Below are 15159 nucleotides of genomic sequence, written 5' to 3' on the forward strand. Positions count from 1 at the left end.
TATTAACTGAGCCATCAACTTTTAAGATAAAAAAGTGATATAAATAATTCATATAGATGATGCAAATTGCTAAATAAGAGTCATAGCAGTGTATATTATTTTTTATTTTTTAACATCTCTCGTAAACCCGCTACGCCCATTTGTGCCGTGGCTTGCTTTTTTTCAATGCTTTGCTTAGTTTGCGTTAATTCCCAGCTTAAATCATCTTGCGGTAATTCATGTAAAAACCGACTGGCTTCTGTACGAGAAACTTCGCCATACTGTCGCCGTTCTCGGGCATAAGTAAATATTAACTCTCGCTTGGCCCGTGTAATGCCCACATAGGCTAAACGACGTTCTTCTTCTACATTACCCTCATCCATACTGGTTTGATGAGGCAATAAACCTTCTTCCATGCCAATGAGAAAAACATAAGGAAATTCTAGGCCTTTTGAACCATGCAAGGTCATTAACTGAACTTGGTCAGTATCTTCTTCATCCTCATTGCGCTCCATCATGTCACGCAAGGTTAAGCGTGTAACTACTTGCGCTAAGGTCATGGGTTCTTCATCTTCTACACCTTCGAGCATTTGCGTTACCCAACTAAACAACTGGGTCACGTTTTTCATACGCATTTCAGCCGCTTTTGCGCTCGGTGAGCTATCGTATAACCAATCTTCATAGTTAATTTCACGCACCATTGAGCGCAATACCACAGAGGTATCGCCACGCTCGGCATGATCGGCGGTTTCGACTAACCAACGGGTAAATTTTTGCACACTGATCAGACCGCGACCACCCAGATGTTGCTCTAAGCCTAATTCGAAACTAGCGGTAAACATACTAATTTGACGCATATTAGCGTAGCTACCCAGTTTTTCTAGTGTGGTTGGGCCAATCTCTCGGCGCGGAACATTCACAATCCGTAAAAAGGCATTATCATCGTCTGGATTTACTAACAGCCTTAAAAACGCCATCATGTCTTTGATTTCAGCACGAGAGAAAAACGAGGTGCCACCGTTGATTTTATAAGGTATACGGTTGGTCATTAGCGCTTTTTCAAGTAAGCGCGCCTGATGATTACCACGATATAAAATCGCATAATCTTTATATTTACTCTTATTTAAAAAGCGGTGGCCAATTAATTCACCTACCACGCGCTCAACCTCGTGGTCTTCATTTTTAGTTTGTAGCACCCGTAACGCCACGCCGTAATTGAGCTCACTAAATAGCGCTTTGTCATAAACATGCGGGTTATTAGCAATCAGCGTATTGGCACATTTTAAAATACGGCCACTGGAACGGTAGTTTTGCTCAAGCTTAATCAGCTTAAGATTGGGATAGTCTTTGCCTAATAGCACTAAATTTTGCGGTTTAGCGCCACGCCATGAGTATATTGATTGGTCATCATCACCTACTACGGTCAACAAGCCTTGCTCACCGGTGATCTGCTTGATTAATTCATATTGACTGGCATTAGTATCTTGATATTCGTCCACTAACATATATTGAATTTTTTGCTGCCAACGCGTCCGTACTTCTGGGTAATTTCGCATTAACAGTGTTGGAATTAAGATCAAGTCATCAAAGTCTAGCGCGTTATAGGCTTTCATATGCTTTTGATACAGGGCATAAAATTCGGCAAAAAGTTGGGCATCAGCATCACTAGCATGTTTCATCGCGGCGTCTGGCAGTAACAATTCATTTTTCCAATGGGAAATCATTGTCTGCAATTTATTTAATAAATCTTTATCGCCCTCAAGTTGCTCTTGGGTAAGCTCCTTTAATAATGCCAGGCTGTCTTGATCATCAAACAAGGTAAAGCCGGGCTTGTAACCTAAGGTTTTTAATTCTTTACGAATAATGTCTAAGCCCAATGAGTGGAAGGTAGAAACAGTTAAGCCACGGGTTAGTGACTTATCCATCATCTTAACCACCCGCTCTTTCATTTCACGCGCCGCTTTATTGGTAAAGGTTACCGCCGCAATATGTTTAGCTTTATAACCGCAATTTTGAATTAAATACGCAATTTTCTGACAAATAACCCCAGTTTTACCACTGCCTGCTCCCGCTAATACTAAGCATGGACCTTCAACATATTTTTTTGCTTCATTTTGACCTGGGTTTAATTTCATTGCTGGGCTTTAACTCAATTGATGAATAAGATAGTCGCCGTCGATTTTACCTGTTTTTATAACAAGACAACATCAACTTTCTCTCTAGTTAGGTAATTTTTTAGCAGCTTTAATGCAGATATTATGATGAAAAGCGCTTACAATAACTTTACTATTGACCAAAAAAGAACTTTCTCATGATTAGTGCTAAAAAAATAGAAGAACTCGCCAAACAAGTCACTGATTCAATGCCTGACGGATTAAAAGATTTTGCCAATGATATGGAAGATCGCACTAAAATGGTTTTGCAGCGTAAATTGTCACAACTTGATGTAGTAACCCGTGAAGAATTCGATGTGCAAACCCAAGTGTTAATTAAAACCCGCGCTAAATTGACCGATCTTGAAGCAAAAGTTACGGCCTTAGAAGTAAAGTTAGCCGAAAAATAGCCCTGTGTTTACCGCCTTAAAGTAATAATAGGCCTAACAAAATAGTGCATTTATTATAGGCGCATAGTTTGTATTTTTTTATAAGATAAACAGCGCCATAGCCATTCTAATGGCCCAAAGGCGTAGTGAGTTAACCACCAGCGTGACAACCGCAGTTGCAGCACAATAATAGCGAAAGCAATTAACATTTGTGGTGCCCGAGATATTTCACCAAAATACCCGCCAGCATAACCATAAAATATTGTCGTTAAAATCACTGAATGCATAATGTAATTGGTTAATGCCATTCTGCCCATAGGAATGAATGCGGCTAAACGCTTGCGCCATTTCTGAGCCGTTAATAAAGCCATGATCAAGCCAAAATAGCCCGCCGTCATGACAAACTGGCCAATAAAAAATAATGTTTCACCGACCACTTGTAATAACATCACTTGCTTCGCCACCGGATGTTGTTCGACTAACAAGCCACCGACTTCCAATACAGTTCCTAACCCAAGACCGAGATAGGCCATAATTTTGAAAGCGAGCGCGTGCTCTTGATAGTGTTTCATTATCGAGCTAGACACTAACCAATAACCTAAAATAAATATTGGCAGCAGCATGGTAAAAGCAAAGGGTAGGGTAAACGTCAGCATAAATAAGGCGAAATTAAGACGAAACTCTGTCGCCTGCCAATAGTTACCTTCAGTAAAAACCTTATTTTCTTCTAGCACCGCGGCTTGCATTTCGGCTTGCTGAGCGACTATGGCTTGCGCCTGCAGTTCTATTGATGCTTGAGGAAAAAGTTCCAGTGCAGTTTCAACGCTGTCAGTGATAGCGGTTGTCGGTTTTACTGGCGCTGAGGTTGTAGCTAGGGCTGGGCTTGAGCTTGGATCTGAAGCTAAGCTTGATGACTCAATATCTCCCTTGATATCAGGTATTGTGCTTGCTGCTATTAATGCTTGCGTTGTTGTTAGCGCTTCACTGTTTTGTTGAGCGGATGTTGTCTGGACTAAATTTATCGCTTCAACACGTTCAGCTACTTTTATTTGTTCATGCCATTGGGCGGTCAAATCTTCAGTACTATGGCTTAACCCAAAGCCAATACCGCTGATTACAGAAAGTAAAATAGGCACCGACAGCCACACCAGGGCTAATTTTAAAAATGATGTTGGATTATCATAGGGCTTAAATAGCGGCTTTTTAAGTAAGGTCACCCAAGCCAATAGTAACAAGCCGGTAAAACCGTAATCATGAAGAATATCACCCCCCCATAAAAACACCATATGTAGAAAACCAAAGACCATTAACACTAGCATACGGCGCGAAAACCAAGCGCCAAAGGGTCGCTTAGCGGCTTTCGCTCTAATCAACATCACCGCAAACCCCATGCCGAATAATAAAGCAAATAAGGTATAAAACTTACCTTCAACAAAACAACGAATGAGCCAGCCAATGGCATGATCTAGACCGGTTAAACTGGTGTCTTGGCTGCCTAAACTACTAATGGCACGGTTAAACCACTCAATGTTCATTAACAGAATGCCAATCAGCGCCAAGCCCCTAAGAATGTCCATGGCATCAATACGTTCGCTGATGGTAATCGGTGTTAAGTTTTCAATTCTTGGACTTAAAGAGGCACTCGACTCAGGCACATTGGCTTGAATGTTTGACATAAAATTTCCTTTTTTATTAAGATTTTTAGCTTTAAATTTGTCTAAATAATATAAAAAACTTTAAAAAAAAGCAGCTTTACGCTGCTTTTTTTACAAAAATAACATCAACAAAAAATCAGGTAAGAAAGGCTTGATAAGCCTGGTTGTCAGTTTCTTCTTGCCACTCATAATCGAGCGCTTTTAAGTGCGCAAAAAAATCAGTTTCCTGGGTTTTTTGTACTTCAAAGCCGGCTAACACTTGGCCAAAAGCTGCACCGTGGTTACGATAATGGAACAAGGTAATGTTGTAATGCTCACCCAAAGTATCGAGAAACTTCTCTAACGCGCCCGGATATTCAGGAAATTGAAAGCGAAAAATACGTTCTTGCGCTGACAATTCATTTTTACCGCCAATCATGTATCTGACATGCAGTTTAGCTAATTCATTTTCCGTAAAGTCAGCTAATTCATAATCTTGTTGCTGCAAGCTTTGTATTAAATTTTTTCGGTCAGTAGCTTCACCACTTAGGCGCACACCAACAAAAATATTGGCACGTTGCGCTTGGTTTGTTAGCTCAGCGTTGTCGGCATAACGGTAATTAAATTCAGTGATCACTCGTCCAGCAAGTGCCTTACAAAAGTTTCTAAAACTGCCTTTTTCTTCTGGTATTTTGACCGCAAACACCGCTTCTTTTTGCTCACTTAATTCACAACGTTCTGAGATATAGCGCAAGGTATGAAAGTTCATATTGGCGCCAGAAAGAATCGCTACCAAAGACTCGTTACCTTGACTAGTGTGACAATATTTTTGTAATCCTGCTAAGGATAATGCGCCAGCGGGTTCTGCAATAACTCGCGTTTGTTCAAAAATATCTTTTATCGACGCACAAATTTCATCGGTCGTCACTGTTATGACATCGTCACAGTAATGCTTAATTAAATCAAAGGTATGCTCACCAATACGCTTAACCGCAACCCCATCAGCAAATAAGCCAACTTGGTCCAAATCAACCGGTTTGCCGGCGGCAAATGCTGCTTTTAAACAGGCAGAATCTTCGGCCTCAACACCAATAACTTTAATATGGGGTTGTAATTGTTTTAGGTAAACTGACATACCTGCTAATAAACCACCACCACCGACAGGAATAAACACCGCATCTGTGTGAGGGTGTTGTTGTAATAACTCTTTTGCCACCGTACCTTGACCAGCAATAATGTCAACATCATCAAACGGCGGTACTACAGTTTTATTTTCAGCTTGGGCATAGGCTATAGCGGCTTGTTGTGCCTCATTAAAGTTCTTACCCACTAAGCGCACATCGGCACCAAAACGCCGTACATTATCCACCTTGATATCAGGTGTGGTAATGGGCATGACAATGGTGGCTTTAACACCTAATTTATTTGCCGCTAATGCTAAGCCTTGTGCGTGATTACCCGCAGATGCAGCAATAACGCCGTCTAAGCATTGCTGCTCAGACAAGTTGACTAATTTGTTATAAGCACCACGTAATTTAAAAGAATGTACCGGTTGTTGATCTTCTCGTTTAAGAAAAATTTCATTACCTAAACGTGCTGATAATTTAGTTAATGGCGTTAGCGGTGATTCAATCGCTACATCATAAACTGGCGCAAGCAATATCTTGCGTAAATAGTCTAAACCTTGCCCTTGTATAGCCTGGGCTTTTACTAATTCTACTTGTTCTGCATCAGTCATTGTTGTCACCATTAAAATTGCCATCCAGTAATTCACGATTACGCACTGCGCCTTGGATCATGGCATCAGCACAGTGAGCGTTGATCATGTATTCCACTGAATCAGCAATTAAATCGCGTGATGGCAAGCTATAAAGCATGCCGCTATGACCCATAGCAATACCATCATCAACCGCTATAGTATTAAATTCTTTTGCTACGCCACCAGCGCCTTCAATGGGACGAGCAACTAATTGGCCCATATCTTTCAAATGCACATGGCCGGGTACAAATTGGGTAAAAGAGTTCACGACCGCAATAATAGGTTTACCAAAATCACCATCTGTCATCCCCGTAGCGCGCCAAAGCGCCCGAGCTCCGGCCATATTTCGCCCTTGAGTAGAAGTTGCTGATCTTAATCTTGGCATGACCTTAGTTCCTGTATATATATGGCTATTAATAAGCGCGATAAATGTTAAAAATTATGTTAAAAATTCACTCGATAATGCGCTTTTAACATAACTATTATTTTTTGGATTTGTTCAGCGTTCATCAATCGAAAAACGCTGAACATTTAAGTAGTTAATATCGGCATATCGCCAAACTAACTAAAGCCCCGAACAGAGATGTTACGGGGGCGAAATCAGCGAGCACTAAATATAGATTGAGTTTATTTAGCGTTGAAAACTGAGCTTTACTCTACCTTGTCTAACCAGCCTTCAGGCACTTTGGTACTGCCATCAAAAATACCAAAAAATGCTTCTTGTAGTGCTTTAGTGATAGGGCCACGCGAACCATTACCCACAGGCAAACCGTCGACTGACTTTACAGGAACCACTTCAGTTGCGGTGCCACACATGAAAAATTCATCGGCGAGGTATAAAGATTCACGAGAAATTGATTCTTCACGCACTTCGTAGCCTAATTGCTTGGCAAGGACGAATACGGTGTCACGGGTCAAACCTTGTAAAATCGACGCGGTACCTGGCGGGGTATAAATAATTCCTTTGCGAATTAAAAATAAATTTTGCCCTGCGCCTTCACTGACCATGTTATTAACATCTAAAGCCACGCCTTCGGCATAGCCATGGCGAGCGGCTTCAGTAGAAATTAACTGTGAAGACAAATAGTTACCACCGGCTTTTGCTGCGGTTGGCATAGTATTAGGAGCAAGTCTGTTCCAACTGGACACCCCCACTTCAACACCATTTTCAATGGCATCAGCGCCTAAGTAGGCTTCCCAGCTAAAGGCGGCAATCATAACATCCGCTACGGCGTCAATCGGTGGACGAAGACCCATACCAATATCACCTAAAAAGGCTAAGGGTCTTAAGTAGGCTGATTTCAAATTATTTTTTACGACGGCATCTTTACACGCTTGAATGATTTCTGCTTTCGTGAAAGGGATGTTCATGCGATAAATTTTTGCTGAATCAAATAAACGGTCGATATGCTCTTCTAAGCGAAAAATACAAGTGCCTTTATGGGTATTATAAGCACGAATACCTTCAAATACTGATGAGCCGTAATGTAAAGCATGGCTCATGACATGCACCGTAGCATTTTGCCACGGCATAAGTTCTCCATTAAACCAAATTAATTCTGCGTTAACTTTTGCCATTTTTATTCCTAAATTTTATGCGTATTGATCAGCCAACCACTAATAAAGCTTAACTGATTAAGCTGTATTAGTGGTTGTGATTAGTTTTAATCTAGCGATGTGCGTTGCACTGCTATGATGCGCTATTGTCTACCTTGACTTCTTTGATGTCGATTAGTTTATTAATTTGATCAACCAAAAGTTCAATCGGACGTTCGCTTCTGACCAATAATTCAATAGTGCCTATGTTAGTACCCGTGTTAACTTTTGCGTTTATACCACTGATTAAAAAACCGCGATAGCGAGTCACTTGTAAAATGCGTTCAAGTACCACTTGCTTATCATCCGCTGTGATCATTAATTGATAGTTATTCATTTAGGTACTCTCCATCATTTTATCGTTAGCGGTGTTCGGCGGTACAAGCGGCCAGACATTTTCTTGTGCATCAATTTTAACTTGTAAAAGGTAAGGTCCGTCATGCTCAAGCATTTCTTCGATGGCGGCGCTTACTTCTGACTTTTTGGTGATCATTTTTGCTTTAATATCAAAGGCATTGGCTAGCATAATAAAGTCAGGGTTATCGGCTAAATCAGTTTCACTTAATCGGCCATTGAAAAATAGGTCTTGCCATTGGCGCACCATGCCTAACTTGGCATTATCAATAAGTACGATTTTAACGGGCAATTGAAAACGCTTAATCGTTGACAGCTCTTGCACATTCATCATAAAAGAGCCATCACCGGAAACGGCAATAATACAGTCTGTTGGCCGACTCACTTGTGCACCCACTGCTGCGGGTATACCAAAGCCCATAGTGCCCATGCCGGCACTGGTTAAAAAGTTACTTGGGTCATCAAACACCATGTGTTGTGCTGCCCACATTTGATGCTGTCCAACATCTGTGGTTACGCAGCTATTTTCTGGCATTTTATCGCTAATTTCTTTTAACACAGCAGGCGCAAAAATTGACTCCCCTGGATGGTTATAATCCCAAGCAAAGTTGTTATTCATTTCATGACAGACGGCTTGCCAAGGTTTGATGGCTAATGGAATAGCGAGTGCAGGTAAATTAACCTTTAAGTCGCCTAATATTGAGGCATCGGCAATTCTGCGTTTATTAATTTCTGAGGTATCAATATCAAAATGAATCACTTTCGCATGTGGCGCAAATTCATTTAACTTACCGGTAACGCGATCATCAAAACGTGCTCCTACGGCAATCAACAAATCACATTCTTGTACCGCGATATTCGCCGCCTTAGTACCATGCATACCCAACATGCCAAGGTAATTTTCATCTTCAGGGTCAATGGCGCCTAAACCTTTGAGGGTGGAAACGCTCGGCAAACCTGTTATTTTAGCAAAATCTCTCAACTCGTCGATAGCATTGGCCATACCAACACCACCGCCAACATAGAGAATAGGTTGCTTGGCTTGATTTAATAAGGCGATAGCACTACCCACATTCGCGGGCGGTAATTTCACTTTGTTTTCTAAGTTGACTAATTCATCTAAAGAGCGGTTAACTTCTGTGATTTGAATATCTTTAGGAATATCAACTAATACCGGTCCTTGTCTGCCTTCTAACGCAATAGCAAAGGCTTGGTGTAGCACTTTTGCTAAATCATTAATATCGGTAACTTGAAAAGAGTGCTTGGTACAGGCAAGTGATAAACCAAAAATATCAATTTCTTGAAAGGCATCAGAGCCCATAGCAGCCGTGGCTACCTGCCCAGTAATGGCAACAACAGGAATTGAATCTGCCAAGGCATCCGCCAGGCCGGTGATCAAGTTAGTCGCGCCTGGACCTGATGTGGCAAAGCAGACACCCACTTTACCGGATGCTCTGGCATAACCTACGGCAGAAAATGCCGCGCCTTGCTCATGTCGACACAAAAAGTGTTCCACTTTACTATCGTAAAGCGCATCGTAGATTGGCATTATTGCGCCACCAGGATAGCCAAAAACATGCTCAACGCCATGCTGTTCTAGCACATTAAATAATAAGCCTGCGCCGGTTAATTTTTTTTCAGTTGTCATGTCTTTGTTTTACTATGCGATCACATTTTATGCACGGGTGATATATTTTCATAATACCCTGTAACTATGTTGTGATGTACAAGTATACTCCTAAAAGTTAATAATGCTTGTGCGCTACGCGCGGTTTAATAACGACAAACCCCCCGGTCCTTGCGGAGCGGGGGGTTTGTTATTTTAAGATTTTTTATTTTCTTTAGCTCAACAATTACCCCCGCAGCGATTTAAGAATCACCACGATGAGGACGTTAATAATCATTGAGTTATAATGTTTCATGTTAATCTGTATTTTCTTCAGTTAATCAATTTCAAGGCTAGTAATGTCTAGCCTATTTAAATTAGTACCATAGCTCTAATAACAAGCGCAAGTATTTTTGTTAGAGCTTTTTAGTTAAAACTATCTTCTTAGTTATAACTGTCATTTTTTCTCTGCGTTATTAGTAGTTTTATTTAGTAGTTTTATTTTTAGCGAAAACGATATTACTTAGCTACACTTGCGAAAAGTAATCGTTAAAATAAAAATGGATTTTTATGGCTTTAGCCTGTGTTTTCAGTCGAGCTCGTGTTGGACTTGAGTCGCCCTTAGTCACGGTAGAAGTGCATTTAGCCAATGGCTTGCCAGCCTTTAATATTGTTGGCTTACCTGAAACATCGGTCAGAGAAGCCAAAGACCGCGTGCGTAGCGCCATTCTTAATTGCGGTTATGAATTTCCCGCTAAGCGTATTACGGTAAATTTAGCGCCGGCTGATTTACCCAAAGAGGGCGGTCGCTTCGATCTGCCCATTGCCATAGGTATTCTTGCCGCCGCTGCCCAGCTTCCTGAAGCAGATTTAAACCAATATGAATTTGCTGGCGAATTAGCCTTGTCGGGTGAACTTCGCGCTATTATTGGTGAAATACCTATGGCAATGGCTTGCAAAGAAAGTGGCCGAACACTGGTAATACCGACGGTAAACGCCGAACAAGCGAGTTGGGTGCAACAAGTAAAAATATTAAGCCTGTCACATTTAAAGCAACTCTTTCCACATTTTCTAAAACAACAAAGCTTGCCACTGGTGCAAACAAGAGTGCTACAAACCTATATAACCAAGAGTGTGCACGATATTGCCGACGTTGTTGGTCAACCATTGGCTAAGCGAGCGCTAGAAATTGCCGCTAGTGGCCGTCATAACCTACTATTTATTGGACCTCCTGGTACAGGGAAAACTATGCTCGCCAGTCGTTTGCCGGGCATTTTACCTCCTATGACCGAGCAGGAGGCGTTATCCAGTGCCGCTATTCAATCGATTTGCCATGAAAATATAAGTCCTGAGTCATGGTTAACACGGCCGTTTCGCGCGCCGCATCATACGGCATCTTCAGCTGCCCTCGTTGGTGGCGGCAGTTATCCGCAGCCAGGTGAAATTTCATTAGCCCATAACGGCGTACTCTTTCTCGACGAATTACCTGAATTTGAGCGCAAAGTACTCGACGTGTTACGCGAACCGATGGAATCTGGCGAAGTCACCATTTCACGTGCATTGGTCAAACAAACTTTCCCCGCACAGTTTCAACTCGTCGCGGCTATGAACCCAAGCCCAACCGGATTTTACAATGACAAGCGTAGTACACCAGAGCAGGTTTTACGTTACCTCAATCGACTTTCTGGGCCATTTTTAGATCGTATTGATATTCAAATTGAAGTCACTAGGTTACCGCGAGGCATGTGGGCGAACGATGATGGCAAAGGTGAGTCGAGTAGCACTATTCAAAAACGGGTCAGCATTTGTCACCAAAAACAAATTTTACGCCAAGGCAAAGCAAACGCACAACTCAGTAGTGCTGAAGTTAGAAGCTTCTGCCAACTGGTTCCTGATGATAATGAATTTTTAGAATTAGCGATTGAAAAACTCAATCTATCGACCAGAGCACATCATAAAATACTAAAAATTGCTAGAACACTGGCCGATATGGAAGCGATCGAGCTTATCGAACGCAAACACTTAATCGAAGCCTTGTCGTATCGCGCTATGGATAGAATATTACGCCATTTAACCGACGCTATTGCGCTATAGCAGGGCATTTTTAATCTTTAAGGTGCAACGATGTGCATATGGCCACCTTTGTAATCAAGGGTAACAATGAAATGTTTAAGTACATCATAACCCAGTAATCCTTTAATGCTTTTCCCTTTTATACGGCTGCCAAGCTGACTACCTTGAGAAGAAAGGTTAGCGGATTGGTTTTTACCGGGCACACTAGTGAGTACATTTTCTAATTCATAGGGGCCAATTTTGATGACTGGCAGGCGAAATACTTGATGAATACCTGCAGCATTGATGCCATTAGAGATGCCACTCTTTATCTCAAACTTACTCAACCAATCAAAATGCTCGGCTGTTGATCTTTTTAACATTAGCCCTCCAGAATTACCGGTATCTAGGACTAACCAGACAGACTTCTCATTATTAAGTCGCACATTGACAATAGGTTGTCGTGAATATTTGTCAAATTTCATTTTCACGTTGGCGAGTTTTTGCATGTCTATTGCGTCACGGGTAATTAGCCGTATTTTTTTCTTGGGGTAATCAAGTTGCACAACAAAGTTGTTGAAAAAGCCAGCGCCGAGCAGTAACTGATTACTATGATGACCGATAAAAATCTCAACGACATTATCCAACGAAAAATCTGCACCCAGTAAATTAACCGGCACGTTATTATAAGTTTTTCTGGTTTTAGTGTCATAAACCCCCTGCACTTTAATTTTTGTTCCTGTGCTAAATTCAAGGCCATTTTTTTGCATAAAAGCACTATTAATACTATTAATTTGTGCTCCGGAGTCAAGTATGGCGTAACCATCAATACCTGATACGACGACTGGAATTTTGACATGGCCATCAACTAACTTAAAATCGATCCATTGGGTGACCCCAGAGAAAGACAGAGGTGAAAAAAAACATAAAAAACCTAGGCATAAACATCTCAACTTGAACATTGTTATTATTTCCTTATAAAATTTGTCTCAGGAGATCAAAAACTAATACTACAATTACTGAGTTTATTTTTATATGATGATTTTACTTTATCGCATCAAAAAATGCCTGAATCAGCGGTTTTTCCTTGCTCTGGTTTAAACAGCAAATACCTAGGTCAAAGGGCTCAATTTCACCGACATCGGCTAAATATTGCACCCGGTCTTTCACCGGACTATTTTCTACTACCACTCTTGGCACAATACCGACACCACACCCTAAAGCCACCATACTGACCAAGGCTTCATGACCAGAAACCGTGGCGTAAATATAGGCTTTACCTTGTTGTTTCCTACGAAACCAATATTCAAAACGTTTTCGTGCTGGGCCGTGCTCGGGCAAAATAATCGGTATGTCAGACCAAACAAAGTCGTGCTGAATTTGCTGCTGAACTTGACACACCATAGTGGGCGCAATTACTGATAAGGGTATTTTTGCCAGATGGTGAAAAGTAAAAATGCGCGACAGCTGCTCAGGTTTAGCGGCAATGGCAAAATCAACCGCTTGCTTTTCAACTTGCTCTAATGCGTCGGCGGCGTCACCCGTTGTTAACATAATTTCAACCAGCGGGTGCTGTTGTCGAAAACGTTCAAGTAATGGCGGCAAATGACTATAGGCGGCGGTTACAGAGCAATAAATATGCAACTTGCCTTGTAATTCTGCTTGTTTTTGATTCAGTGAAAGCTGTAGTAACTGCCACTGCTCAAGTTGTTGCTCAGCAAATTGTAAAAACTGTTTCCCTGCCTCACTTAACACCACAGTGCGGTTATCTCGGTGTAATAATGCACTGCCGAGTTCAAGCTCTAAGCGCTGGACTACTCGGCTTAATGTTGAAGGGCTGACGTGATGAAGTTCAGCGGTTTTGCCAAAATGTAATGATTTTGCTAAATCAACAAACATCCGCAATGACTTTAATTCCACAAAAATCCTTAAAGGTAAATAGCGTTGAGAAACTGTATTGCAAATATTGCAACACTGCAATGCAAATATATCATTTTAAGCAACGATATATTTTCGTTATGATAGCGCTAAGGTCAACAAATTGACCACTTAACTAATTTTCTTGGTCAATAACCAAGTACAGGAGAGCAAAATGGCTAACTATTTCAATACATTGAGTTTACGCGAAAAACTAGCACAGTTAGGTAAATGTCGCTTCATGAATCGTGAAGAGTTTAGTGATGGTTGTAATTTCATTAAAGATTGGAATATTGTTATTGTTGGTTGTGGCGCTCAAGGCCTTAACCAAGGCCTGAATATGCGCGACTCCGGTTTAAACATCTCTTATGCCTTACGTGATGCTGCCATTGCAGAAAAACGTCAATCTTATCAGTGGGCAAGCGACAATGGTTTTACTGTAGGCACTTATCAAGAATTAATTCCACAAGCCGATTTAGTGTTAAATCTTACACCAGATAAGCAACATACGTCAGCGGTTAGTGCCGTTATGCCACTGATGAAAGAAGGTTCTTCTTTAGCTTACTCTCACGGTTTCAACATTGTTGAAGAAGGCATGCAGATTCGCTCTGACATTACTGTGGTGATGGTTGCCCCTAAATGTCCTGGTACTGAAGTGCGTGAAGAATACAAACGTGGTTTTGGTGTGCCAACACTTATCGCTGTTCATCCTGAGAACGATCCTCAAGGTAATGGTTGGGCTATCGCAAAAGCCTACGCTTCAGCAACGGGTGGCGATCGCGCTGGTGTTTTAGCCTCTTCATTCATCGCAGAAGTTAAGTCAGACTTAATGGGCGAGCAAACCATCCTATGTGGTATGTTGCAAACAGCCGCTATTTTAGGTCACAAGCAATTGTTGGCTCAGGGTGTTGAAGCAGGTTATGCACGTAAATTATTACAATACGGCATCGAAGGGGTTACTGAAGGCTTAAAGTATGGCGGCATTACTAACATGATGGACCGTTTATCTAACCCAGCTAAAATTAAAGCCTTTGATATGTCGTTAGAATTAAAAGAGATTTTACGTCCTTTATTCCAAAAGCATATGGATGACATCATCGAAGGTCGTTTCTCTGCCGGTATGATGGCAGACTGGGACAACGGTGATGCTAACCTATTAAAATGGCGTGAAGAGACCGCTGAAACGTCTTTCGAAAAAGCACCAACATGTGATACCGAAATTTCTGAGCAAGAATATTACGACAAAGGTATTTTCGTTGTCGCTATGGTAAAAGCGGGTGTTGAATTAGCCTTTGATGCTATGGTTGACTCAGGCATTATCAATGCTTCTGCATACTACGAGTCGCTACATGAAACGCCGTTAATTGCTAACACTATCGCCCGCAACATGTTATACGAAATGAACGTGGTGATTTCTGATACAGCAGAGTACGGTAACTACCTATTCTCGCACGCTGCTGTACCTTTATTGGAAGGCTTTGCGAGCAAATTAACCTTAGAAGAATTAGGTGAAGGTTTAAAATCTAGCTCTAATGGTGTTGATAACGCGCGTTTAATCGAAGTTAACGACGCTATTCGCAGCCATGGTGTAGAAGCTATTGGTAAAGAATTACGCGGCTACATGACTGATATGAAGCGAATAGTTGAAGCGAATAGTTAATAGTTAACGTATTTATTACCAGCGGTGTTGGCACAATTGGCAACACCGCTTTTTTTATCC

11 protein-coding genes and 1 pseudogene are annotated in these 15159 nt (G+C 41.4%); 3 read left to right on the top strand and 9 right to left on the bottom strand.

Annotated elements, in window-relative coordinates; all coding sequences use genetic code 11:
* Positions 1-95: 95 nt before the first annotated feature.
* Positions 96-2114 (bottom strand): DNA helicase Rep, encoded by a 2019-nt coding sequence (gene rep, locus H4J41_RS15975; RefSeq protein WP_182137142.1) that lies wholly within the window; start codon positions 2112-2114, stop codon positions 96-98.
* A gap of 176 nt (positions 2115-2290) precedes the next feature.
* Between rep and H4J41_RS15980 the strand changes: the two genes are divergently transcribed.
* Positions 2291-2542, top strand: a complete 252-nt coding sequence (locus H4J41_RS15980) for a ubiquinone biosynthesis accessory factor UbiK (RefSeq protein WP_182137143.1) — start codon at positions 2291-2293, stop codon at positions 2540-2542.
* 53 nt (positions 2543-2595) lie between these two features.
* On the opposite strand, the gene H4J41_RS17655 is transcribed toward H4J41_RS15980, so the two are convergent.
* The 6 genes and pseudogenes from H4J41_RS17655 to ilvG all read right to left on the bottom strand — a co-directional run bounded on the left by H4J41_RS17655 (position 2596) and on the right by ilvG (position 9512).
* Positions 2596-4197 carry a DUF418 domain-containing protein gene (locus H4J41_RS17655; protein ID WP_259364466.1) on the bottom strand — a complete coding sequence of 534 codons (1602 nt, stop codon included), beginning with the start codon at positions 4195-4197 and terminating at the stop codon, positions 2596-2598.
* 115 nt (positions 4198-4312) lie between these two features.
* Positions 4313-5893 (bottom strand): threonine ammonia-lyase, biosynthetic, encoded by a 1581-nt coding sequence (gene ilvA / locus H4J41_RS15990; RefSeq protein ID WP_220460878.1) that lies wholly within the window; start codon positions 5891-5893, stop codon positions 4313-4315.
* A 55-nt stretch (positions 5894-5948) separates the two neighbouring features.
* Positions 5949-6299, bottom strand: a pseudogene (locus H4J41_RS15995) (dihydroxy-acid dehydratase); the annotation flags it as partial.
* A 266-nt stretch (positions 6300-6565) separates the two neighbouring features.
* Positions 6566-7492: a branched-chain amino acid transaminase gene (locus tag H4J41_RS16000; RefSeq protein WP_182137144.1), complete on the bottom strand. Its 927-nt coding sequence runs from the start codon at positions 7490-7492 to the stop codon at positions 6566-6568.
* 112 nt (positions 7493-7604) lie between these two features.
* Positions 7605-7847 carry an acetolactate synthase 2 small subunit gene (gene ilvM / locus H4J41_RS16005; protein ID WP_182137145.1) on the bottom strand — a complete coding sequence of 81 codons (243 nt, stop codon included), beginning with the start codon at positions 7845-7847 and terminating at the stop codon, positions 7605-7607.
* Positions 7848-9512 (bottom strand): acetolactate synthase 2 catalytic subunit, encoded by a 1665-nt coding sequence (gene ilvG / locus H4J41_RS16010; protein WP_182137146.1) that lies wholly within the window; start codon positions 9510-9512, stop codon positions 7848-7850. It abuts the gene before it with no gap.
* 528 nt (positions 9513-10040) lie between these two features.
* Here ilvG and H4J41_RS16015 point away from each other — a divergent pair.
* Positions 10041-11564 (top strand): YifB family Mg chelatase-like AAA ATPase, encoded by a 1524-nt coding sequence (locus tag H4J41_RS16015; protein ID WP_182137147.1) that lies wholly within the window; start codon positions 10041-10043, stop codon positions 11562-11564.
* 17 nt (positions 11565-11581) lie between these two features.
* Here the strand turns inward: H4J41_RS16015 and H4J41_RS16020 are convergent, their stop codons facing one another.
* Both H4J41_RS16020 and ilvY read right to left on the bottom strand, forming a co-directional pair.
* A complete protein-coding gene (locus H4J41_RS16020; RefSeq protein WP_259364467.1) occupies positions 11582-12484 on the bottom strand; it encodes a pepsin/retropepsin-like aspartic protease family protein in 903 nt (300 codons plus the stop codon).
* Between the two features lie 82 nt (positions 12485-12566).
* Positions 12567-13442, bottom strand: a complete 876-nt coding sequence (gene ilvY, locus H4J41_RS16025; RefSeq protein WP_182137148.1) for an HTH-type transcriptional activator IlvY — start codon at positions 13440-13442, stop codon at positions 12567-12569.
* 172 nt (positions 13443-13614) lie between these two features.
* Between ilvY and ilvC the strand changes: the two genes are divergently transcribed.
* On the top strand, positions 13615-15099 hold the full coding sequence (gene ilvC, locus H4J41_RS16030) for a ketol-acid reductoisomerase (RefSeq protein WP_182137149.1): 1485 nt from the start codon (positions 13615-13617) through the stop codon (positions 15097-15099).
* Positions 15100-15159: the final 60 nt, after the last annotated feature.

This window comes from Colwellia sp. MB3u-45 (assembly GCF_014077005.1).
In the GTDB taxonomy this organism is placed as follows: Bacteria; Pseudomonadota; Gammaproteobacteria; order Enterobacterales; family Alteromonadaceae; genus Cognaticolwellia.